Source organism: Burkholderia sp. 22PA0106, from assembly GCF_047497155.1.
GTDB lineage: Bacteria > Pseudomonadota > Gammaproteobacteria > Burkholderiales > Burkholderiaceae > Burkholderia.
In genome coordinates this window covers 353,836-376,514 of record NZ_CP163162.1, presented here as the reverse complement: position 1 = coordinate 376,514, position 22,679 = coordinate 353,836, and the positions used below count along the sequence as shown (strand labels likewise).

Below are 22,679 nucleotides of genomic sequence, written 5' to 3'. Positions count from 1 at the left end.
GACAAGCCTAATCCACCCCCTCCCCCGCCCACTCCCGAAAATGCTTCGGCGAACGGCCGACCACGCGCCGGAACGCATGACTGAACGCGCTCTCCGATGCATAGCCGAGCGAGCGGGCCAGCACGTTCACATGCGTGCGGGTTTCCAGCAGCGCGCGCTGCGCCAGATGCATGCGCCATGTCGTCAGATACGCAAGCGGCGACATGCCCGAAACGGTCTTGAAATAAGCGGCAAACGTGGCACGCGACATCGCGGCGGCGTCGGCCAGCTCGCGAAGCGCCCAGGCGCGGCCCGGTTCGTCATGCATGCGTTGCAGCGCCGGCGCGAGACGCGTATCGCTCAGCGCGCGAAGCCAGCCGGCGGGCTGCAAGCCCGCGGTTTCGACATGCGCTCGCAAGATCTGAATGAACATCAGGTGCGCAAGCTGGTTCGACGCGACGTTCGCCCCCGGAAAACCACCCTGCCGCTCCCGCACCAGTTGATCGAGCAGCCAGCCCAGCGGTTGCGCCTGAGTCGATGTGCCCCGTACGTGAATCACGGGCGGCAACGCGCCCTGCAACAGCGGATGAGACACGATGTTCAATTCGACCTTGCCGCCGATCATGAAGAAATCGTCGCCATCGCCGTGATGAGCGGTGCTGCCCACCCGCCCGTCGAGCACGTCGGCCAGTTCGACCGGCTCGGCCGCCAGATCGCTGGCGAGCACATGCGAGCGCGGTGCGCACAGCAGGAATACGTCGCCGCTTTCGATCCGGATGGGCTGTGCATCCCCTTCGAACACGACCCAGCAACCACCGCGCACCACGCCCCAGAACTTGATCGTGTTCGAGCGCGGGAAACGAATGGCCCACGCGCCACCCGCCACGAGGCCGCCCGACACGACGGAGCGCGCGCCCAGCAGACCCAGGAAATCGGAGAACGGATCGATCATGATTTCAGATTTTCACGCATGAAAATGCGACTTTGAAGTATTCAGAATCCAGCCCCCGGATCTTATCCTGCATTGGGCTGCCCGGGCTTGCCGGGCAGCGAGTGCAACGCGAACGGACTCGAGGAGTATCGACACCATGCAGCAAACCTGGTTTATCACCGGCGTGAACAGCGGCTTCGGCCGCCACATGACCGAACAACTGCTGGCCCGAGGGGATCGCGTCGCCGGCACGGTGCGCAAGCTCGACGCGATGGCGGATCTGAAGGCCCGACACGGCGCATCGCTTTGGTTGGCATACCTTGATTTGACGGACACGCCGGCGATTCGCCGCGTCGTCGATCGGGCGTTCGGCGAACTGGGGCCGATCGACGTGGTGGTGAACAACGCCGGCTACGGGCTGTTCGGCGCGGCCGAGGAAATGACCGACGAGCAGGTCCGCCATCAGATCGACACGAACCTGATCGGCTCGATCCAGGTGGTGCGCGCGGCGCTGCCGCATCTGCGGCAACAGGGGCGCGGCCGGATCATTCAGTTGTCCACCATGGGCGGCCAGGCGGCGTTTCCCGGCGGGGCGCTGTATCACGCGGGCAAGTGGGGCATCGAGGGTTTCATCGATGCCGTGGGACAGGAAGTGGCCGCATTCGACATCGGTTGCACGCTGATCGAACCGGGTTCGGCAGGCACCGATTTTCGCTATCGAAGCGCGCAGTTGTCGCCCAAGCTCGCCGCCTACGATGCGTCGCCGGCTCGCATGGCGCACCGGATGATCGAGGCGCAAGCCCAGGTGCCGCTCGGCGACGCGGCGAAGATGGCTGAAATCATGATCGCCAGCGCCGATCAGCACCCCGCGCCGAAGCGCATCGCGTTGGGCAGCGATGCGTTCGACGTGATGCACCGGCAATTGAGCGAGCGCCTGGCGGCACTCGAAGCGCAGCAGGCGCTCGCCGCTTCCACCGACAGAGCACCGGACGGCCAGGCCTCGCGATAACGCCGTCGGTGCGCGTCACGCCGCGCCGGTGTCGTGCAGATGGCTCGCCAGATGATCGATCAGCACGCGCATCTGCGACGGAAAAAAGCGGTTGGGCGGGTACAGCAACCAGATCGGCCCCATGTACGGGCCGGCCTCGCACTGCCAGTCGGCCAGCGCCGGAACCAGATCGCCGCGCCGCAACGCGTTCGCGGCCGCGAATTCCGGCAGGTTCGCAATCCCCCAGCCGTCAAGCGCGGCGTCGAGGCGGGCGCCCACGTCGTTGGCGAGATCGGCCGGCTCGTCGAAACGCTTGATCTGGCGGCTGACGGTGGACGGCGTGGTGCCAAGCTCACGCGCCGCCGCAGAGAAATTGCCGGCGTCCACCCCGCGCGCGATCGTCGCCAAGTCCGGTAACAACGCAAAAAGGTCGATAGGTTCCATGGCCGTGCATCTATGCATCGAGAACATAAAAGCTGTTCCAGCGCAGCAAGTTATAGTTTCCGGCGCAAAGCATCACAATCGGCGCAATCAACCGCAACCAGAGAAACGTCGAATGAAATCGCCAAACAAATCGATGAAAGTCGCCGTGGTCACCGCGGCCAACATGCCGAAGCCCGACGTGGAACTCGGCACGCTGTGCGGCGCACTGAAACGCAGCGGATGCGAACCGGCGGTCGTGGCATGGGACGCCGCCGATGTGGCATGGCAGGCGTTCGATCTGGTGCTGATCAAAAGCCCGTGGGATTACTTCGGCCGCCAGGCGGCGTTCATGCAGTGGGTGACGGCCGTGAGCGCGCAAACGACGCTTCGGAATGCCAAGGACATCATTCTCTGGAACGTCGACAAGCGGTATCTGCTCGATCTGGAGTCGGCCGGGGTGCCCGTCATCCCCACCGTCTACGTGCCGGCGGGGGAGGATCGGCACGACCAACGGCTGGCCCCGTTCGGGCACGACGAGGTGGTCATCAAGCCGGCCGTGTCGATCGGCGCCATCGGTGCATTGCGAGCACGCGCATCGAGCAAGAAAGCGCATGACCATCTGCGCACGCTGGCCGCGCGCGGCAACGTGCTGGTCCAGCCGTTCATCGAATCGGTGCTCGACGAAGGCGAGGTGTCGCTGCTGTATTTCGGCGGCGCTTACTCCCACGCGGTGCGCAAGCGGGCGCGCCAGGGCGACTATCGCGTGCAGGATCATCACGGTGGCTCGGTCGAAGCGCACACGGTCACCGAAATGGAAATGGAGACCGGCCGCCTCGCCTTGCAGCGCGCCCCCGGCGTGCCGTTGCTGGCCCGCGTGGATCTCGTCTCGATCGGCGGCCGGCCTCACGTCATCGAGCTTGAACTGATCGAGCCCGCGCTCTTTCTCGATACGAACCCCGATGCGTGCGCGCGGCTGGCCGAGGCGGTCGTTGCCGAGCTGCTTCGGTAACCTACTTGATGAGCGCGGCTTCGGCCGCCGCGACACAGGCCCTGGCCAGCACGTCGGTGGGATCGACCAGCGTGACGCACGCGCCAGCGGCGCTCTGTCGCTCCCCCGCCGGCAACAGCAACGGCAACTCCGTACACCCGAGCAACACCACCCGCGCACCCATCCGCACCAGCCCATCGAGCGCCGCGTCGATATCGTCCCGGCAAGCGCCTTCGGTCAACCCCGCCTTCACCCCTCGCTCGCCATAAATCGCCGCCATCACGCGCGCCTGCAATTCCGGCGGCGGCGCAATCTGCGCCAGCCCTTGCGCGGCCAGCGCATCGCCATACACGCCGCTCGTCAAGGTGCCCGAGGTCGCCAGCACCCCCACCTCGCGCAGCGACGGAAACCGCTCGCGCAGATACTGCGCCGTCACGCTCAACATGTTGACGATCGGAATCGACAGGCGCGGCTGAATCCGCTCGACGAACGCATGCGCGGTGTTGCACGGAATCGCCACGAGGTTCGCGCCGCCCTGTTCGAGCCGCTTGCAGGTGGCGTACAGCGAGACGGTCGGGTCCGGCCCGTCGCCGATCAGGTGCGCGGTGCGGTCCGGGATCTGCGGGTTCTGCTCGACGATCACCTTCAGATGATCCTGGTCGCGCGCGGCCGGCGTGTTGCCGACCAGCTTGGCCAGGAAATCGACGGTGGCGGCCGGCCCGACGCCGCCCACCACGCCGATCCGGAACGGCTCGGGCCGTCGCGGCGCAAGCGCGCCCGCATCGAGCACATGGCGCGCGTACACGGCGTTCGCATCGACGAGCGGCACGGGCAGCGGCCCGAGCGCATCGGCCACCAGCGCGATCTCGGTCAGCCCCGGCACGATCACGTCCGCGCCCTGCGCGACGAGCGACGCGCACGCACGCCGCAACAGCGCCACCGGCCGCCCGGCCACGGCACCCGAGCGAATGCCGCCCGCGCCGTATACGGCCTCGGTGACGGCATCGATTTCCGCATCGCCTAGTTCCGCTTCGGGGTAGCACAACGTGAAGCCGTCCGCCGCGAAATACCGCTCGAACAGGCGCTGCGCGCGCGTGGCCGCCGAAGCCAGCACGCCAATCCGGCGCGCCTGCGGCCAGTTCCGCCGCACATGCTCGCGCAGCGCCTCGACGATATCGACAATCACAAGCGACGTGTTGGCGCGCAACTCGTCGATGAACGTATGGCTCAGGAAGCACGGCAGCACCACGGTAGTCACGCCGCGCCGCTCGAAATCGCGAATCATGTCGAACACGTAGAGCTTGCGCGCGGTGGTGGCCTCGCGATCAAATTCGACGCCGCGAAACGGATGCTGCTCGAAGATCGCGTCGATCGGCGTCGCGCCCGCCGCGCGCATCAGCTTGTAGAACACGTCGGCGCCGGCCAGCGGCCCGAGCCCGCCCACCACGCCGTAGCGCCGCGCCGCCGCGTCGGCGGCCACGGCCTGACTTGCCGGCGCGTTCATTGCGCCTCGCCCGGCAGCGCCTCGAAACGCGTCGCGGCCGAAGCCGGAGCCGCCTGCGCCATGCCGGCCTCGCGCCGCGCTTCCCATTTCGCGATCACGGCGGTCGCCACGCTGTTGCCGATCACGTTGGTCATGGTGCGGCCCATGTCGAGAATCTGGTCGATGGCGAGCACCAGCGCCACGCCGGCCGCGGGCAGGTGGAACAGCGGCGCGACGGCGGCCACCACCACCACCGAGCCGCGCGGCACGCTGGCCATGCCCTTGCTGCTCAACATCAGCACCAGCAACATGGTCAGCTGCTGGGACAGCGGCATGTCCACGCCGAACGCCTGCGCGATGAAGATCGCGGCGAACGCCTGGTACATCATCGAGCCGTCGAGGTTGAACGCATAGCCGAGCGGCAGCGTGAAGCCCACCACCTTCTTCGGCACCCCGAAACGTTCGAGCTGCTCGGTCAGGCGCGGATACGCGGCCTCGCTGCTGGCGGTCGAAAACGCCAGCATGGCCGGCTCGCGCACGGCCTTCAGCAAGCGGCCGACATCACGGCCGAGGAACAGCCAGCCCACCGCGAGCAGCAGCACCCACAACACCACCAACGCTGCGTAGAACGAACCGATCAGCTTGCCGTAGGTGACGATCACGTCCAGCCCGCGCAGCGTCACCGCCGAGGCGATCGCGCCGAACACGCCGAACGGCGCGGCGCGCATCACGTAGCCGGTCAGGCGCAGCATCACGGGCACCAGGCCGTCGATCGCGCCGATCACCACCGCCACGCGCGGGTCGTGCTTGAGCGCACCGAGCCCCAGCCCGAAGAACAGCGAGAACACCAGGATCTGCAGGATGTCGTTGCGCGCCATCGCGTCGAGCAGGCTGGTCGGGAACGCATGGGTGACCACGTCCTTGACGTTGAGCCCGGCGGTGTTCAGCCCGGCGACGGTTTCCTCGGTGCCGGGGCTCAGGTGCAGCCCGGCGCCCGGTTGCAGCAGGTTGGCGAACGTCAGCCCGATCAGCAGCGAGACCAGCGACGCGCACAGGAACCACAGCACGGTGCGCAGGCCGATGCGGCCGACGTCCGTGCCGCCTTCCATGCCGGCCAGCCCGGACACCAGCGTGGCGAACACCAGCGGCGCGATGATCATCTTGATCAGCCGCAGGAAGATGTCGGTGACGATCGAGAAGTAGCCGGCGATGGCCTTGGCCTGCGCGGCGTCGGCCGCGTGGGCATGGCACAAGTAGCCGGCCGCGATGCCGAGCACGATGCCGGCGGCGATCCAGAAAGTGAGGCGTGATTTCATGTCCGTCCCTGATGCGCCGGGCGGCCGACGGGCCGCGCGGCGCGAAGCGATTGAGCGTGACCGGTATCGCGACGCGCGGGCAGCGGATCGGAACCGAGGGCGCGGCCGGGCAATCCGGCCGTCAGAACGGATGGTAGGGATGGTCAAAAAAACCGCGATGCGGGTCCGTCATGCGCGTATGCGGATTCCGCATAGGGGCCGCGAGCGCGGCCGGACGGCCTCAGGCGGAGGCGCGCAGGTGCTGCCAGAGCGTGTCGAGAAACGCGCCGCGGTTGCTGGCGTCGCGGTACACGCGCAGCTCCACTTCCATGTGCCAGCTCGACGGCCCGGCCAACACCAGTTCGCCGTTGGCCAGCTCGCGCGCGACGGCGCTTTTCGGCAACCAGGCCAGCCCCTCGCCCTCGATCACGAGCTTCTTGAGCACCTCGGCCATGTCCGATTCGTAATGCAGCCGCAGCATCGGCGTGGCCGGCGCGCGCGACAGCAACAACGCCTGGCAGCGCCCGAAGTAACTCGTTTCGGTGTACGCAATGAGCGGCAGCGCGGCCTTGGTGGTGCCGGGCAGACGGAACTGCGGCGCGGCGCGCGGCGTCGGCCGGCTGACCGGCAGCAGCGTGTCGAGGCCCACCGTCAGGTGTTCGTAGCGGGCCGGGTCGAGATGGAGCGGCAGCTCCGGGTGGTGATACGCGAACATCAGCTCGCAATTGCCGTTGACGAGCGCCAGGATCGAATCGTGGACATTGGCCGGCACCACGCGCGCGCGCACCTCGCCGAAGCGGGCCGACAGCGCCTTGAGCCAGGGCGGCAGAAAATTCAGCGCGATCGTATGGCCGGCCGCGATCTGCAGGCCGTGCCCGGCGATGCGCTGCTCGGTGCGGATGATCGCGCGCGTGTCGTGGAGCTTGTGCAGGATGTCGTCGGCCGCCTCGCGAAACAGGCGGCCGGCCGGCGTCAGCACGGGCGGGAAGCTGCTGCGGTCGATCAGCTCGGCGCCGATCCACTGCTCCAGCGACTGGATGCGCCGGCTGAAACCCGATTGCGTGACGTTCCGGAATTCCGCCGCGCGCGAGAAGCTCTGGTATTGCGCGAGGGCGATGAAATCCTCGATCCACTTGATTTCCATGCGGAGGCCGGCGGGGAGAAAAGTGAGCGGGCTGAATCTGCGCGCATTTTACGCCGCGGCCATCGCAAGCAAAATCGAAGACGGTTTCGCTCAAATCAGCTTCATCAGCGCCGGCACCCCGAGCACGGCCGCATAGAAGCCCATGAACTGCACGCCGGTGTTGAAGCTGAACAGCTTCGACAGCACCCCGCCCACCAGCCCCACCGTCAGGATCACGGCCAACCCGGCCAGCCCGCCCTCCCACACGCCGATCACCACGATCAGCCCGGCGAAGGTGGCGATGATCGCCTCGTGGCTCAGCTTGCGCGCAACGAACGACGCCGCGCGGTGCGCGTAGTTCATCGCCAGCGGATAGGCGATCAAGGCGGCCAGCAGCACCGCCAGCAAGCCGTAGCCGAGAAACGCCCACGCCGACATCATCGTGTGCAGGTTGTGGATCTGGCCCGTGGCGGCATCGACGAAGAAGCGCGGCGGCGCGTTGAACAGCGGCGCGGCGGGGCCTGCGGCCACCGGGCTCAACGGCAGCCCGAACGCGATCAGCGGGATCAGCGCCTCGGCGATATAGGTCGCCTCGGTCACGCCGTTTCGCGCGGCGATCACCGTGGTCAGGCGCGGATACGCATGCTTGATGCGCGCGCCGACGATCTCGCCCGCCACCACCGTCATCGCCACCGGGCTGAACACGAAGGTGGCGCTCGACAGCGCGGCGGTGCCGAGCGTCCAGCCCGTCTGGCTGCGGTCGAGAATCCGCAGCGGGTTCGGGAACCAGCCGCGCCAGCCCTTCAGGTCGGGCGCGAGCGAGAACGTGGCGAGCCGGTCGCGGCGCATCGCGCGCCGCGCGGGCGGCGACAGGATGCCGAACAAGTCGGCGATCAGCGGCCCGATCGCGATGCCGAGGAAATAGCTGACGGACAGCTTCACGCCGTATTTGCCGGTCAGCGTCTGCAACGCAACGATCAGCATCACGAACGGAATCAGCAGCAGCACGCTGGCCCAGCGCCCCGCCGATGCATACGCGATCACGCACGCGGCCGCCAGGAACACCCACGGCGCGGCCTTCGAGATCGCGCCGCCGAACGGCGCGAGCAGCACCGCGAACAGCACGGCCAGCGGCACCGCCACGCAGGCCGCCACGATCGCGCCGGAGATCATCTTGCGCAACGCGATGTGCGGCACGCCGAGCGCGCGCAGCGCCGTGGCCTGCTGCAGCAGCGGCGCGGCCAGCGTGTCGCCGGGAATGCCGAGCAGCGCGGTGGGGATCGCGTGCGTCATGTGCTTGGCCACGGCGCCGGCCAGGAAGAACGTGAACACGCCGGCCGGCGGCACGCCGAGCAGCGCGACCAGCAGCGTCAGCGGCGCGATGGTGGTGGTTTCGTCGGTGCCGGACACCAGCCCGATCGCGGAGAACGCGATCGCGCCGAGCAGGCCCATCGCCAGCGCGACGGAGAAATCGGACAGCAGCGGAGTCATCGGCGCGCTCCCGTGGTGTCGGCGGCCGATGCCGAGGCATCGCGCTCGCCGCGTTCGTAGGCGGCGAACACGGCCGTCAGGCCCAGTTCGTCCATTTCGGCGCGCGCGGCCGGGCTCAGGTCGTCGAGCGTGCCGAGGCCGCCCGATTCGGCATCGAGTTGCGCCAGCACGCGCAGGCGCGCTGCCTCGTCCACCAGGTGCTCGACCACCACGCGCTTCGGCTTGAACAGTCTGGCGCAGATCGCCCCGGCCGCCAGGCAGCCGCCCAGGCCCACCAGCATCGCGTAGGCGCGCGCGATCTGCGGATCGGCCACCACCGGCGCGAGCAGCGCGCGGCCCGCCAGAAACGCGCCCAGCGCCACGCCCACGCCGATCACGACCGACCAGCCGAGATGGCGCAAGTCGACGGTATCGCCCCACACTTCGGCCAGCGGCGCGTCGGTCGCCGTGTCGTGCAGGGCACGCGGCGGTGCGAGCGCGGCCGATTCCACGCGAATGTCGTTCATCTGTCTCCTCCTTCGATATGGAGTGTGCTGCGCGGCCGGGGTGGGTCCCGCGGTCCGCGTGCGCGCATGCCGGATGGCGATCATGCGCGGTGCTGCCCTGACGCGAAACGGCGCCGGCACGGCAGGGCCGTACGCGGCGCGGCTTCGCGCGTTACTGCGTTGCTTCGTACTCCGTGCGGTTCGCTCCCGGCGTCCCGGCAAGCCGGGCTGCCTCGACGAACGTCCGGCCCCGTCGCTCAGTCGCGCGGCCCGGCCAGCAATTGCAGTGCGTAATCGGTGCGCACGTCGCGGGCGGCGGCCATCTTCTTCGCCACCCAGTCGACATCCGCGCCGGTCGCGCCGGCCGCGATCGCGATATTGCGCGCGTGCAGCGCCATGTGGCCGCGCTGAATGCCTTCGGTGGCCAGCGCGCGCAGCGCGCCCAGGTTCTGCGCGAGGCCCACCGCCGCCGCGATTTCGCCGAGCCGCTGCGCCGATTCCACGCCGAGAATCTTCAGCGCGGCACGTGCGAGCGGATGGGTACGCGTCGCGCCGCCCACCAGGCCCACCGGCATCGGCAGCTCGATGGTGCCGACCAGATCGCCGTTGGCGGCCTTTTCCCAGGTGGTCAGCGACGTATACCGGCCGCTGCGGCTCGCATACGCATGCGCGCCCGCTTCCACAGCGCGCCAGTCGTTGCCCGTGGCCACGATCACCGGATCGATGCCGTTCATGATGCCCTTGTTGTGCGTCGCCGCGCGGTAAGGATCGATGGCGGCGAACTCGTAGGCGTCGATCACGCGCTCGATCACGTCCTCGCCCGCGTAGTCGCGCGTGGTCAGCGTCGCCGCCGAATAGCGCACGTGCGCGCGGGCCAGCCGCAGGTCGGCCAGGTTCGACAGGATGCGCAGCCGCACCGTGCCGCCCGTCAGCGCCTCCACCTTGCCGGCCACCGCCTCGGCCATGGTGTTGACGGTGTTCGCGCCCATCGCGTCGCGCACGTCCACGATCAGGTGCGCCACCACCATCGCGCCGCGCGACGTGTCGGGGAACACATGCACCTCGATGTCGCGGCAGCCGCCGCCGAGCTTGACCAGCAGGGCGTCGCGCGAATTGGCCAGCTCGATCAGCTCGGCCTTGCTGGCGAGGATCGTCTGACGCGCACCGTACGGATCGTCGATGCCGAGGATCTGCACCTGGGCGCGCATCAGCGGCCCGGTGCTGGAAGTGCAGAAACCGCCGGCCTCGCGCGACAGCTTGGCCATGAACGAGGCCGCCGCCACGATCGACGGCTCCTCCACCGCCATCGGCACCAGCACGTCCTCGCCGTTGATGCGGAAGTAACCGGCCACCGCGAGCGGCAGCTCGAACGTGCCGATCACGTTCTCGATCATGCCGTTGGCAATGTCGAGCGGCAGCGCGCCGGGCTTGGCGAGCAGCGCGTGTTGCGCGTCGTCGAGGCCGGCCGCCACGGCGATGCGCGACAGGCGTTCGGCGGGCGTGAGGGAGCGGAAATCGGGCAGGGCGGAATCGATGGGCATCGGGGTCGTCTCCTTCGGTGTTGGGTCGGCCCCGCGTATTCCTGTGTTGCGGGGCCGGTTCGAATGGACGAATAATAGGCGCGCTGTACCTCAATGAAAGGTACAGTTCCCGACAACACTCGCGGCACTGTACCCGACACAGTGCACGCACCACCCGGAGCGGACGCGATGATACGGCGCGCAGGAACCACGCTGTCTGAAGCGATTGCGGACAATCTCGCCAGACAGATCGAGGATGGCGTGTTGCCGGCCGGCAGCAAGCTGCCGTCGATCAGGGAATATGCGGATGCCTCGGGCTGTTCGAAAAACACCGTGGTCAGCGCGTTCGACATCCTGACCGCCAACGGCCTGATCGAACCGCGCCGCGGCTCCGGCTTCTTCGTGTGCCGGCGCGCGAGCACGGCCGCCGCGCCCGCGGCCGACCCCGACGACGCCACCACGCTCGACCGCGCGATGGACGTGGTCTGGCTGATGCGCGAGCAGTTGCACGAGAGCGCCAACGTGCTGAACCTCGGCGAAGGCTTCCCGCCGGTGGACTGGCTCGCCAAGACACGGCTCGACCTGTACCACCAGCGCGTGGTGCGCACCGGCGTGGCCTCGCTGTTCCGCTACGGCAGCCGTTACGGCTACCTGCCGCTGCGCCAGTCGCTGCAGCAGAAGCTGGCCGGCTACGACATCGACGCGCAGCCCTCGCAGATCGTCCTCACGCACGGCGCGAACCAGGCGATCGACATCGTGCTGCGCTACTTCGTGCACCCGGGCGACGCGGTGCTGGTGGACGACCCCGGCTACTACCCGCTGTTCGGCAAGCTCAAATTGAGCGGCGCGAGAATCATCGGGATTCCTCGCGAAACCGACGGCCCGTCGATCGCCGCGCTCGAAGCCGAACTCGCCGCGCACCGGCCCAAGCTGTTCTTCACGCAATCGGTAGGCCACAACCCCACCGCCACCGACACCTCGGCGGCCAAGGCGCACCGCATCCTGCAACTGGCCGACGCCTACGACCTGACCATCGTCGAGGACGACGCGCTGGCCGATCTCAAGCCGCGCACGCTGACGCGCATCGCCACGCTCGACCAATTGCGCCGCACCATCTACATCGGCAGCTTCGCGAAATCGGTGTCGGCGGCGCTGCGGGTGGGCTTCCTGGCCTGCGACGCGGGGCTGGCCAGCGACCTGGCCGACGTCAAGATGCTGATGCACGTCAGCAGTTCGGAGTACTGCGAACGCACCATCGACGCGATCGTCAGCGACGGCCATTTCCTTCGGCATACGAACTTCCTGCAGGACAAGCTGCGGCGCGCGACCGAAACCGGCCTGGTGGCGCTCAGGCGGCTGGGCGCCGAGGTGTTCCGCGAAAGCGATCAGAGCCTGTACCTGTGGGCGTCGCTGCCGGGCTGGCCCGATTCGATGCAGCTTGCGCAGGCGCTGATCGACCAGGGCGTGATCCTCGCGCCGGGCGCGGTGTTCGCGCCCGGCGCGGACCGGCTGTCGGCCTATTGCCGCTTCAACGTGGCGTATCTGTCGGACAGGCGTTTCGTGGCCGCGCTGAAGGCGGTGTCGCCGGGCTGACGCTGTCCCCCGAGCGCGGGCCGGCCGATTCAGCGCGCCGTCGCGCGGCGCAGCGCGAACGCGCCCGCCGCGCAGGCCAGCATCGCCACGCCGGCCAGCAGGAACGCATCGCTGTAGGCCATCAGCAGCGCCTCGCGCGTGACGTGCCGATCGATCAGCGCGAGCGCGAGGCGATGCACGCCGCTCGTGTCGTCGAGCGGCAGCGCCTGCGGCCGCGCCCGATGCAGGCCGTCGATCGCGCGCGTCAGCGCGGCCATGCGCTCCTGGTAGGCGGCCGAGAACGGCGTGACGGCCTCGCCGATCCGCATCGCATGAAGCTTCTCGCGCTCCACCACGATCTGGCTCGCGATCGCGATGAACACCGCGCCGCCGACGTTGCGCACCATCGTGAACACGCCCGAGGCCGAGCCGAGCTGCGTCTTCTCGATGCCGTCCACGGCCATCACCGACAGCGCGATCACCACCAGCGACTGGCCGATGCCGCGCACCACCAGCGACGGCACGATCACGTTGGCGGCCGAATCGGCATCGAGGTGCATGTTCATCAGGCAACCAGCCGCGACCAGCGCGAAGCCCGCCACGATGGTGGCGCGCGGCCCGACCCGGCGCATCAGCGGCGGCGTCAGGAACGACATCGCGAACTGCACCAGCCCGTACGGAATCATCGCGAGGCCGATGTCGCGCGCGCTGTAGCCCTGCACCTCGGCGAAATAGTTCGGCACCAGAAACACCACGCCGAACACCACGCCGCCGAACAGGAACTGCATGAGGCTGGCCAGGCCGAAGTTGTAGCGGCCGAGCAGCCGCAGGTTGATGAACGGATCGGCGCGCCGCAATTCGATCGCGACGAACGCCGCGATGCCCGCCGCCGCCAGCGCCGACAGCAGCACGATGCCGCCCGACGCGAACCAGTCGTGCCGCTCGCCCTCCTCCAGCACGATCTGCAACGCGCTCAGGCCGACTGCCATGGTCGCGATGCCACCCCAGTCGGCGTTTCGCAACTGCCCGGGCTCGGTCGGCACCGGGCGGATCGACCACGCGATCGCCGCCACCAGCGCGATCGCGGGCGGCACCTGAAGGTAGAAGATCCAGCGCCACGAATAGGTGTCGGTCAGCCAGCCGCCCAGCGACGGCCCGGCCGCCTGCGCGACGTTGTTGGCGATCGCGAACAGCGCCATGCCGAGCGGGTGACGCGACTTCGGCAGCTCGGTCACGATCAACTGGAACGACAGCGGAATCAGCACGCCGCCGAACGCGCCTTGCAACGCGCGCGCGGCGATCATCGCGCCGACGTTCGGCACCATCGAGCAGGCAATCGAAAACACCAGAAACCCCGATGCCCCCACCAGCAGCACGCGGCGCGCCGAGAACACGCGCACCAGCCAGCCCGTCAACGGGATCACGACGATCTCCGCGACGAGGTAGGCGGTGGTGATCCACGAGCCTTCCTCGAAGCTCGCGCCGAGCGAGCCGCGAATATCGGGCAGCGAGGCGTTCGTCACATGCACGTTCATGCCGGCCATGAAGCAGCCCACCACGCCGCCGAGCACGGCCACCCAGGCGCGCAGCGAGACGGCCTCGTGGCCGCCGCCGGCCGCGCTCACGGTTGCGCTCCGTGCGCGCCGGCCTCGCCGCCGCCGCGCGTATCGACATGCGCGATCACCGACATGCCGGGCCGCAGCACCACGTCGCCCGGCAACGCGTCGACGGCGATCTTCACCGGCACGCGCTGCACGATCTTCGTGAAGTTGCCGGTGGCGTTATCGGGCGGCAGCAGCGCGAACTGCGCGCCGGAGCCGGGCGCGATGCCCACCACGCGGCCATGCAGCGCGCGGCCCGAATAGGTATCGACGTCGAGCCGCACCGCCTCGCCCGCACGCATCGCGGCGAGCTGCGTCTCCTTGAAGTTCGCCACCACATAGCTTTCGTGCAGCGGCACCACCGCCAGCAGCGGCGTGCCGGCCTCGACGTATTGCCCCGCGCGCACGCCGCGCTGCCCCACCACGCCGTCGCGCGTGGCGCGGATGCGCGTGTGTTCGAGATCGAGCCGCGCCAGCGAAAGTTGCGCCTGTGCAGCAGCCAGCCGGGCCTGCGCCGCGCCGATCGCGGCGGCGGCTTCGGTGCGGCGGCGACGCAATACTTCGCGCTCCTCACCTTGTGCGCGGGCGGCGGCCTGCGCGCCGGCCAGCAGGCCGCGCGCCTTCAGCGCCTCGGCGCGCGCCTGCTCCCAGCGCTGGCCGCTGGCGGCCTCGTCAGCCAACAGCGCGCGATAGCGCGTCGCATCGGCCGCGCGGCGGTCGGCCTCGGCGCGCGCCACCTCGACATCGGCCTGCGCCTGCGCGATCGCGCTGCCTTGCCGCGCGATGCGGGCGTCGAGCGTGGCGGCCGCCGCGTCGGCTTCCTGCCGGGCGGCCTCGGCCGAGGCCACGGCCGCCTGCGCCGCGTCGAGCTTCGCGCGGAAATCGCGGTCGTCGAGTTCGACCAGCACGTCGCCGCGCGCCACGCGCCGATCGTCGTCCACGGCGACGCGCGTGACGTAGCCCGACACGCGCGGGCTGACGGTCACCACGTCGGCGCGCACGTAGGCGTCGTCGGTGCTTTCGACGAAGCGCGCGACGCGCCACCAGTGCCAGCCCCAGGCCAGCAGCGCGATGACGGCCAGCGCGCCGCCCGCGATCAGCCAGGTGCGGCGGGCGCCCGCGAAGCGCGCGGGTGGCGCGACGGGTTCGGTGTGCGGCGCGATGCCGGGGTTCTGCTCGGTGGTCGTGCTCATGTCGGCGTGAAAGTGTGCGTGGAATCGGATCGATGAAGGAAGGGAAACGGCGCGGCGATCACGGCTGCCAGCCGCCGCCAAGCGCCTTGAACACGGCGACCTGATCGAGCGCGAGCCGCTGCGAGGCAGCGGCCAGCGCGGCCTCGTCGGCGATCAGGCCGCGCTCGGCGTCGAGCACGTCGAGCGAATCGGCCGCGCCCTCGCGAAACGCGCGCTCGGCCAGCGCGAACGCGCGCGCGTGTTCGTCGCGGGCCGTCTGCAGCGCGTCGCGGCGTTGCCAGGCCGCGCCGTAGCGCGCCAGCGCCTGCTCGGTGTCGCGCAGCGCGCGCAGCACGTCGGCATCGAACGCGGCGCGCGCGCCGTCGTCGTCGGCGCGGGCCGCGCCCAGTTGCGCGCGGCTCGCGGCCAGGTTCGGGAAATGCCAGTTGATCAGCGGCCCGACGCCCCACGAGATCGCGTAGCGGTCGCCGAGCGAGGCGGGATCGCCCGAGCTCGACAGCCAGTTCACCGAGCCGCCCAGCACGATCGACGGATAGAGCGCGGCCTGCGCCTCGCCCACCCGGGCATGGGCCGCCGCGAGCCGGCGCTCGGCCTCGCGCAGATCGGGGCGGCGGCGCAACAGCGCCGCGCCGTCGCCCACCGGGAACGGCTGCGCGAGCCGCGGCGCGCGACGGCATTGCACGGCCGCCGCCGGCACCTCGGCGGGCGGGCGGCCGGTCAGCACCGCCAATTCGTAGAGCGACGCGCGGCGTTCGCCTTCGAGCGCGGGCAGCTCGGCGCGCGTGTCGTCGGCCAGCGCGCGCGCCCGCGCGACCTCGAGCCGCGACACGAGGCCGAGCGCCTGCTGGCGCGCCGTCAGCGCCGCGACGCGTTCGGCCACGGCGAGCGAGCGCTGCGCCACGTCGATCCGTTCGCCGTAGGCGCAGGCGCTCGCGTAAGCGCCGGCCGTGTCGGCCGCGATCGTCACGCGCAACGCGTCGGACGCGGCCTGCCGCGCCTCGGCGTCGGCGTGCGCGGCCTCGACCAGATGACGCACGCGGCCCCACAGGTCCAGTTCCCACGACACGCCGAAGCCCGGCGACCAGCCGAAGCGCGTGGCGGCGCTGCCCGTGTCGCGCGCCGACGCGACGGTCTGGTCGGCGGTATGGCGGCCGTAGTCCACGCCAAACGACGCCTGCGTGGCGGGCAGGCGCGCCGCCTCGGCCTCGCCGAGCAACGCGCGGGCACGCTGCACGCGGGCCGCCGCGACGGCGAGGTCGCGGTTCTGCGCGAGCGCGTCGCGAATCAGCGCGTCGAGTGAGGGGTCGTCGTAGAGCCGCCACCAATGGTCGGGCGGCGCGGCCGGGCGGGTTTCGGGAACGGTGGCGGCGGCATCGAACGGCGCGTTGCGGGCCGCGTCGGCCACCGGCGCGCGATACGGCGCGGCCGGGGCGCAGCCGGCCAGCGCGGCGGTCAGCACGCTCGCAAGCACGGCGGCGAGCGCGGCGGCGCTCGGCACGAACGGGCGCGGAATCGCGGTTTGCGCGGTTTGCGCGGTTTGCGCGGTTTGCGCGGTTTGCGCGGTTTGCGCGGTTTGCGCGGTCGGCGCGGTCGGCGTAGTCGGCGCGGCCTGCGTGGTGTGCGCGGTCGGCGGACACGGCGAACACCACGACTCGGAACAATCGAAACAAGCGGATGGCACGGGCAATGGCTCGTCGGAAGACATCGGAAACATGGCGGCAGCGCTCGTCGCAAGCGGTTGAACGAAAACAGTCGGGCCATGCTAAGGTCGCGGCGTGGCGTCAGTCGCACGCGCAATGTGCATTCATCGTCGCGAAATAGACATATGAACGAATTTTTCGAAGCGCTCGATGCCCGCGAGAAGGCGCATCAGATCGGCGTGATCGCCACTGACATGCCGGCCGGCTCGTCGATCCCGAGCCACATGCACGTGCAGGCGCAACTGATCCACGCGATCGAGGGCGTGATGATCGTGCGCGCGGAGGCGGGAAGCTGGGTGGTGCCGCCGGGGCGGGCGGTGTGGGTGCCGGCCGGCATGCATCACGCGATCGATATGGCCGGCGACGTGCGCATGCGCTCGCTGTTCGTCGCCTACGAGGTGCGCCCGGGGCTGCCGCGCGATTGCCGCGTGATCGAGGTCGGCGCGCTGCTGCGCGAGCTGATCGCCGCCGCGCACGGCTTGCCGTGGGATTACGACCTGAACCGCCGCGCCGGCCGGATGCTGGCGCTGATCCTCGACGAGCTCGAACTGGCCCCGCCGCTCGCGCTGCATGTGCCGATGCCGCACCATCCGGCGCTGGCCGCGCTGTGCACGCAACTGATCCGGCATCCGGCCGAGCCGGTCACGCTGGAGGGCTGGGCGCGCGCCGCGCACATGAACGCCCGCACGCTGGCCCGCACGTTCGCGCGCGAAACCGGCATGACGCCGGGCGCGTGGTGGCGGCACGCCCGCCTGCTGTTGAGCTTGCCGCGCCTGGCCGCCGGTGCGTCGATTCTCGAGCTGGCGCTCGAACACGGCTACGACAGCCCGAGCGCGTTCGCGGCGATGTTCAGGAAGGTGTTGGGGGTGGCGCCGAGCGAGTATTTGCGGCGCGCGTAGGCGCGAGCAAGGCAGCGGAACCGGGCGCGGACGGTCTGACCGAAGGGGATGCGGCGCACAGGGATCGGAACGATCGGCGCCATCGATGCGAGGCAATCGCCGCGAAACCGGCATGTTGCCGGCCCCGCGCGATGCGAGAACTGCGTTTCGCCGGCGAACTCGCGGGGCGAAACGGACTGAATGGGGCCGTGGCGCGAATCAGGCCTTGCTGCGCCTGTTGCTGCGGTGGCCGACCGTCGAGCGGTTGCCGGAGCGGCGAATCCTGTCAGCGGGATTCGCCCCGGCGGGACGATCGGCACGCGAGCATTCGCGTGACCGGCATGCGTGAATCGTCAGGACTCACGCGGAACCCGGCGACCAGCATGCCGGGTTCGAACGCGGCTTCGGCTCGGAGAGTTCGATGCACCGTCGCAGCTGTGCGCTGCGCCGCTCCGCATCGACCTGCCCGCGGCCGGGCCGCCCGCCATTACATGCGGCGGTGTGCTTCGGCGATCAGTTCGCAGGTGCGAACGTGCAGTTCCCAAGCGCGTGCCAGATTGCTGCGCACTTGTGCGAACCATTGAGCCAGGACGGGGGTGGATGCAGTTGCTGCTTTCATGATGACCTCGGGTTAATACCTAGGGAATAACCCGCATTATACGGATCGCTCGCCGCACTGCAACAGGGATTGCACTTTTCGCAACAACTGCCGCGCGACAGAGCGCCGCAGGCTGTGCCGACGAACCTCAATCGACTCCAACCCTATAAAAATCAAGGCGTTATGACATGGCGCCACGCTGCCCTTGCGGCAGCGCAACAAGCTTAGACGAGACAAAAAAGGAAGGGAACCGGCCTGCCGAGCCGAATTTTGAACGACGCGGACGCGTCAGCCGAGCAGCCGGCGTGCGATCTCGCGCGCCGCGAACATCGCCTCCACGCGGCTGCCGGCGATCTGCCGGGCGATCGCGTTCAGATCGCCGGAATCGGGCTTGCCGATCAGCGCGTAGGACAGACTGCCCTGCCGCCAGGTCACGACCGACATGCCGTGCATTTCGCGCTGGGCGATCGCCTGATCGGGCCGCGCATCCTTCATGACGCACAGGGCGACCGGCGTGCCGTGCTCCGGCAGATAGGCGATCTGCACGAGCGGCTTGCCGTCGTAGCGCAGGCGGTCGACCGATTTGAACGTCAGCCCGGCCGAGGCCAGGTCGGGCACGCGCACGGCGATGCCGTCGTCGCTGCGGATCGCGCCGATGATCCGCGCCGAGACGGCCGGATCGGGCTGGACATCGGCCAGCGTCTCGCGCGTGTAGAACTGCTGATATTCGGCCGCGACGCTGATCCACGGCCGCTTCACGCCGGCTGCCGCGAGCGGCGTGTCGCCACCGCCCAGCCCGCCCGCCGCGAATTGCTGCACGAGCCCCGCGCAGAACGCGCCGGCGACGAACGCCGCCGCGAGCCACAGGGCCGGGCGCGGAATGCGATGCTTGGCGAACGGGAGCACGACGCCAGACATGGCGCTGCCCGGCTGCGGTGCTTTGGCGTGCGGCGTTTCGGGTTTCGGTGCTTCGAGATGCGGCAGCGGCGCCTTGGATTGCAGCGTTTCCGATTGCAGCGCCTCGGATTGCAGCGCCTCGGATTGCGGTGCTTCGACGTGCGATGCCTCGGGCCGCGATGCGTGGCGGTACGGAGCCTCGCCCTGCGATCCAGCCCCTGCTTCCGGCCCCGTTTCCGGCAGCGCCTGCGCCGGCTGCTGCCGGGCCGCGCTCGCCATCGCCTCGATCCGCAAGCGCAGCGCATCGGGCAGCGGCGGCAGCGATTGCGCCGCGAACGCCTGGCGATACGGCAAACGCGACGCGCGCAGCCGCGACACCTCGTCCCGCAAGGCCGACGATTCGGCCAGCGCCTGTTCGACCGACGCCGCGGCGGCTGGGCTCAGCTCGCCGTCGGCGTACGCGATCAATGTGCTGTCGTCGGGTTTCATCTGGCGCAAGTGTCGTGGCACGCGGGTTGGCCGCGGCGCGTCGTTAGCAGATCGCTATGATACGCATAGTTCAGACCTATCGCCGCCCGGCCCCCGCGCGGCGCTCAGGCGCGCGGAGCAGGCGCGGCCACCTCGGCCGCGCCGATCGTGGCCGGCGCCGGGCCGTCGTAAAGCTGCTTGCCGAGGCCTTCGAGGTTCACATCGCCGGGCGCGGCGATCAGTGCGTAGCCAAGCTGGCCGCGCCGCCACGCCACCACCGACATGCCGTCCACCTGCTCGCTCGACGGCGCCGCATCGCCCTTCGCATCGCGCAACACGCACAACGCCACCGGCTTGCCCTGCTTCGGCAGATAGACGATCTGCACGAGCGGCTTGTCGTGGAAGCGCAGCCGCTGCACGCGCTTGAAGGTCAGGCCCTGGCTGCTGAGGTCGGGAATCTGCACCGGCAAGCGGTCGACATTCTGGATGTCCGCCACCGTGGCGGCCGTCGCGCCGGCGTCGGGTTGCAGCGACGCGATCGTGTCGCGCACGTAAAGCTGCTGATAGCCGGCGGCAGCGCGAATCCACGGCGCCATGCCGCCCTGGCTCGCCACCGTGGACAGCCCGGCGCCCTCGCCGCGCAGCGTCGGCAGGAATTGCAGGGCCAGCCCGCAGCAGAACGCGCCCGCCACGAACGCGACGGCCAGCTTCGGCCACGTGAACGCGGCCGGCTTCGGTGCACGCGGCCGCAGGCGGTGCACGTTCGGCCCGAGCGGGGCTTCGGGTTCTTCGGCAGCCGGCGCGGCGGCGGTCGCAGCCGAGGCCGAGGCTGCAACCGCCTCGGCGGCTGCCTCGCGATGCCGGCGGATCATGGCCTCCACGTTGCGCGTCAGCGATTCGGGCACGGGCGGCAGCGACTGCTGCCCGAACGCCTCGCCGTACGGCAGTTGCGACGCGCGCAGCAGGGCCACGCGCGCCGACAGTTCGTCCGATGCGCCGATCGCCTGTTCGATCTGCGCGGTATCTTGCGGCGAGAGTTCGCCGTCCACATAAGCCAGCAGGCTGGCGTCGTCGGTCTTCATCGCGCGGCTCGTTTTGGGGGGAAGCGGCCGCGTCGTCGCGCGGTCCGAACTGGGCGCCGATGGTCTGTCGCGCCCGCGACAGCCGGCTCATGACGGTGCCGATCGGCACCTCGAGCACGTCGGCGGCCTCGGCATAGCTGAGGCCCTCGACGGCCACCAGCAGCATCACGATCCGCTGCGCTTCCGGCAAGCGCTCCACGGCGGTGATGATCTCGCCGCTCAGGAGCATGTCTTCGGGATTGCGCGCGCCGGGATCGGCGACCGTTTCGAGGAAATTGTCGTCCCACTCCATGCTGGAACGGCTGCGCACGCTGCGCGCGCGCAATTCGTTGATCCAGGTGGAGTGGACGATCGAGAACATCCAGCTCAGCGGCGCGGTGCCCGGCTGCAGCTGGTGAGCGCGTTCGAGGCCGCGCACGCAGGCACGCTGGAGCACATCCTCCGCGTCGTGCTGGTTGCCGCACAGGCGCAGCGAGAAGGCCCATAGCCGCGGCAACATGCCGGGCAGCAGATTGGGCAGACTCTCGACATCTGCTGTTGACATGATGGCTAACTGAAAGCGAGGTTGCCGGCTGGCACACCGGCCGGAATCCGGCTGCTGGCGAGCCGGAGGAATAGGCTGGCGAATTGTACCTCGCCCGATTCCCGCATGCGAAGGCTGGCTGCACGCGCGGGCTGACGAGGAATCGTCCGAACGCCTGACGGATTTCCTGTTGCGAGGCAACCGGAAACAGGGTTCGGGCCTATCGGCCGTCGCGGCGCATGAACGCGGCGCGGAAGCCCGCGTCGGCCGGCCGGCTGGCGACGCGACAGGAGCAGGCCGAACCGGCGGCGGAACCGACGCCAGCCGCCGCCGTCAGAGCGCCTCCCCCGCCGCCAGCACCGCCCGGATCGCCGTATCGAACGGCGTGCGCCGGCCGAGGCCGAGCGCTTCCAGCCGCGACGCGTCGAGATGGCAATCGTACGGGCGCGGCGTGGCATCGCGCGGCTCGGTCACGGCCGTCAGGCGCGGCGCGATGCCGAGCGCGGCGGCGATCCGCACGGCGATCTCGTGCTTGGTCATCGGCTCGTCGCCGGACCACTGGCACAGCCCCGTCACCGTCTGCCCGGCCGCGTGGCGCGCGGCCAGTTGCGCGATCACGAACGCGACGTCGGGCGTCCAGGTCGGATAGCGGATCGCCCAGGCGTCCATGTCGACCGGCGCGACGCCCGGCCGCGACGACGCGACGATCGCCGGCACCAGGCTCGTCACGGCCGAATCGGCCCAGGTCAGCGCCGGGCCGAACAACAGCGGCAGGCGCAGCGCGCAGGCGCGCGGCGAGGCGGCCAGCAGCGCCGTCTCGCCGTCGGCCTTGCTGCGGCCGTAGGCGTTGAGCGGCGCGGGCGCGTCGGTTTCGCGGTACGGCGCGGCGCGGCCGTCGAACACGTAATCGGTGGACATCGCGAGCGTCCACGCGCCGCCGGCCTCGGCGCGCGCGGCGATCTCGGCCGGGGCCGTCACGTTGATGGCGCGCGCCGCCTCGGGCTGGCGCTCGCACACATCAGGCCGCCGTTCGGCCGCACACACGATCACCGCGTCGGGGCGCTGCGCGGCGAAGAAACGGTCGAGCGCACGCGGATCGAGCACGTCGAGCGGCGTCAGCGCCTCGGGCGCGAGCCCGGCCAGGCGTGCGGCGGCCTGCGCGGTCGCGCTGCCCGGATCGCGGACGGTGGCGACGAGCTGCCATTCGCGGCGCGGCGCGAGCGCGGCGGCCACAGCGCGGCCCAGCAGGCCCGAAGCACCGATCAGGGCGAGTTTCATCCGGTGGTCTCCTGATAGTCCCGGCAAGCGGGCGGGGCACTATTGTGCCGGTTGTGGGGGCGAGGCGCGTTTGGCAACGGCCTTCCGTTTTTCGCCGCCAATCATCGTCGAACCGCTCCCGCTACGGTCCCCCCCTGCGACCGCCCTATACGCTGCGGCCACTGTCAGACGCCTTCCCTCAAC

The 22,679-nt window shown here is 69.9% G+C and carries 19 protein-coding genes and 1 pseudogene; 4 read left to right on the top strand and 16 right to left on the bottom strand.

What is annotated here, in order from left to right:
- Positions 1 to 7: 7 nt before the first annotated feature.
- Positions 8 to 931 carry an AraC family transcriptional regulator gene (locus AB4850_RS01620; protein ID WP_414440882.1) on the bottom strand — a complete coding sequence of 308 codons (924 nt, stop codon included), beginning with the start codon at positions 929 to 931 and terminating at the stop codon, positions 8 to 10.
- Between the two features lie 136 nt (positions 932 to 1,067).
- On the opposite strand from AB4850_RS01620, the gene AB4850_RS01615 reads away from it, so the two are divergent.
- A complete protein-coding gene (locus tag AB4850_RS01615) occupies positions 1,068 to 1,919 on the top strand; it encodes an SDR family oxidoreductase (protein WP_414440881.1) in 852 nt (283 codons plus the stop codon).
- Positions 1,920 to 1,934: 15 nt separating this feature from the next.
- Here the strand turns inward: AB4850_RS01615 and AB4850_RS01610 are convergent, their stop codons facing one another.
- Positions 1,935 to 2,342: a LysR family transcriptional regulator gene (locus tag AB4850_RS01610; RefSeq protein WP_414440880.1), complete on the bottom strand. Its 408-nt coding sequence runs from the start codon at positions 2,340 to 2,342 to the stop codon at positions 1,935 to 1,937.
- Between AB4850_RS01610 and AB4850_RS01605 the strand changes: the two genes are divergently transcribed.
- Positions 2,341 to 3,330 carry an ATP-grasp domain-containing protein gene (locus AB4850_RS01605; protein WP_414440879.1) on the top strand — a complete coding sequence of 330 codons (990 nt, stop codon included), beginning with the start codon at positions 2,341 to 2,343 and terminating at the stop codon, positions 3,328 to 3,330. The genes AB4850_RS01610 and AB4850_RS01605 overlap by 2 nt on opposite strands.
- 1 nt (position 3,331) lies before the next feature.
- On the opposite strand, the gene AB4850_RS01600 is transcribed toward AB4850_RS01605, so the two are convergent.
- The 6 genes from AB4850_RS01600 to AB4850_RS01575 all read right to left on the bottom strand — a co-directional run bounded on the left by AB4850_RS01600 (position 3,332) and on the right by AB4850_RS01575 (position 10,727).
- Positions 3,332 to 4,813 carry an aspartate/glutamate racemase family protein gene (locus AB4850_RS01600; RefSeq protein WP_414440878.1) on the bottom strand — a complete coding sequence of 494 codons (1,482 nt, stop codon included), beginning with the start codon at positions 4,811 to 4,813 and terminating at the stop codon, positions 3,332 to 3,334.
- The gene (locus tag AB4850_RS01595; protein ID WP_414440877.1) at positions 4,810 to 6,108 is read right to left on the bottom strand and encodes a dicarboxylate/amino acid:cation symporter; all 1,299 of its coding nucleotides are present in this window, start codon (positions 6,106 to 6,108) and stop codon (positions 4,810 to 4,812) included. The genes AB4850_RS01600 and AB4850_RS01595 overlap by 4 nt, the downstream gene beginning before the upstream one ends.
- A gap of 220 nt (positions 6,109 to 6,328) precedes the next feature.
- Positions 6,329 to 7,231, bottom strand: a complete 903-nt coding sequence (locus AB4850_RS01590; protein ID WP_414440876.1) for a LysR substrate-binding domain-containing protein — start codon at positions 7,229 to 7,231, stop codon at positions 6,329 to 6,331.
- Positions 7,232 to 7,321: 90 nt separating this feature from the next.
- On the bottom strand, positions 7,322 to 8,701 hold the full coding sequence (locus tag AB4850_RS01585; protein ID WP_414440875.1) for a tripartite tricarboxylate transporter permease: 1,380 nt from the start codon (positions 8,699 to 8,701) through the stop codon (positions 7,322 to 7,324).
- A complete protein-coding gene (locus AB4850_RS01580) occupies positions 8,698 to 9,207 on the bottom strand; it encodes a hypothetical protein (RefSeq protein ID WP_414440874.1) in 510 nt (169 codons plus the stop codon). Before AB4850_RS01580 ends, AB4850_RS01585 begins: the two co-directional genes overlap by 4 nt.
- Positions 9,208 to 9,443: 236 nt before the next feature.
- Positions 9,444 to 10,727, bottom strand: a complete 1,284-nt coding sequence (locus AB4850_RS01575; protein WP_414440873.1) for a hydroxymethylglutaryl-CoA reductase, degradative — start codon at positions 10,725 to 10,727, stop codon at positions 9,444 to 9,446.
- A 168-nt stretch (positions 10,728 to 10,895) separates the two neighbouring features.
- On the opposite strand from AB4850_RS01575, the gene AB4850_RS01570 reads away from it, so the two are divergent.
- A complete protein-coding gene (locus tag AB4850_RS01570) occupies positions 10,896 to 12,299 on the top strand; it encodes a PLP-dependent aminotransferase family protein (protein ID WP_414440872.1) in 1,404 nt (467 codons plus the stop codon).
- A gap of 29 nt (positions 12,300 to 12,328) precedes the next feature.
- Here AB4850_RS01570 and AB4850_RS01565 read toward each other — a convergent pair whose 3' ends face one another.
- From AB4850_RS01565 to AB4850_RS01555, 3 genes are read right to left on the bottom strand one after another with little or no spacing between them, the layout of a single operon-like run.
- Positions 12,329 to 13,903, bottom strand: coding sequence for an MDR family MFS transporter (locus AB4850_RS01565; RefSeq protein ID WP_414440871.1), 1,575 nt, complete (start codon positions 13,901 to 13,903; stop codon positions 12,329 to 12,331).
- Entirely contained in the window at positions 13,900 to 15,072 is a 1,173-nt protein-coding gene (locus AB4850_RS01560; protein WP_414440870.1) for an HlyD family secretion protein, read from the bottom strand. Before AB4850_RS01560 ends, AB4850_RS01565 begins: the two co-directional genes overlap by 4 nt.
- A 58-nt stretch (positions 15,073 to 15,130) precedes the next feature.
- The gene (locus AB4850_RS01555; RefSeq protein WP_414440869.1) at positions 15,131 to 16,753 is read right to left on the bottom strand and encodes an efflux transporter outer membrane subunit; all 1,623 of its coding nucleotides are present in this window, start codon (positions 16,751 to 16,753) and stop codon (positions 15,131 to 15,133) included.
- A gap of 144 nt (positions 16,754 to 16,897) precedes the next feature.
- Here AB4850_RS01555 and AB4850_RS01550 point away from each other — a divergent pair, with 144 nt between their 5' ends.
- The gene (locus AB4850_RS01550; RefSeq protein WP_414440868.1) at positions 16,898 to 17,671 is read left to right on the top strand and encodes an AraC family transcriptional regulator; all 774 of its coding nucleotides are present in this window, start codon (positions 16,898 to 16,900) and stop codon (positions 17,669 to 17,671) included.
- Between the two features lie 466 nt (positions 17,672 to 18,137).
- Here the strand turns inward: AB4850_RS01550 and AB4850_RS01545 are convergent, their stop codons facing one another.
- The 5 genes and pseudogenes from AB4850_RS01545 to AB4850_RS01525 form a co-directional block, all read right to left on the bottom strand.
- A complete protein-coding gene (locus AB4850_RS01545; RefSeq protein ID WP_277396218.1) occupies positions 18,138 to 18,269 on the bottom strand; it encodes a hypothetical protein in 132 nt (43 codons plus the stop codon).
- A 267-nt stretch (positions 18,270 to 18,536) separates the two neighbouring features.
- Positions 18,537 to 19,634: an anti-sigma factor gene (locus AB4850_RS01540; RefSeq protein ID WP_414440867.1), complete on the bottom strand. Its 1,098-nt coding sequence runs from the start codon at positions 19,632 to 19,634 to the stop codon at positions 18,537 to 18,539.
- A 104-nt stretch (positions 19,635 to 19,738) separates the two neighbouring features.
- Positions 19,739 to 20,695 carry an anti-sigma factor family protein gene (locus AB4850_RS01535; RefSeq protein ID WP_414440866.1) on the bottom strand — a complete coding sequence of 319 codons (957 nt, stop codon included), beginning with the start codon at positions 20,693 to 20,695 and terminating at the stop codon, positions 19,739 to 19,741.
- 25 nt (positions 20,696 to 20,720) lie between these two features.
- Positions 20,721 to 21,239 (bottom strand): annotated as a pseudogene (locus AB4850_RS01530) (RNA polymerase sigma factor); the annotation flags it as partial.
- Positions 21,240 to 21,551: 312 nt separating this feature from the next.
- Entirely contained in the window at positions 21,552 to 22,496 is a 945-nt protein-coding gene (locus AB4850_RS01525; RefSeq protein ID WP_414440865.1) for a dTDP-4-dehydrorhamnose reductase family protein, read from the bottom strand.
- Positions 22,497 to 22,679 lie beyond the last annotated feature (183 nt).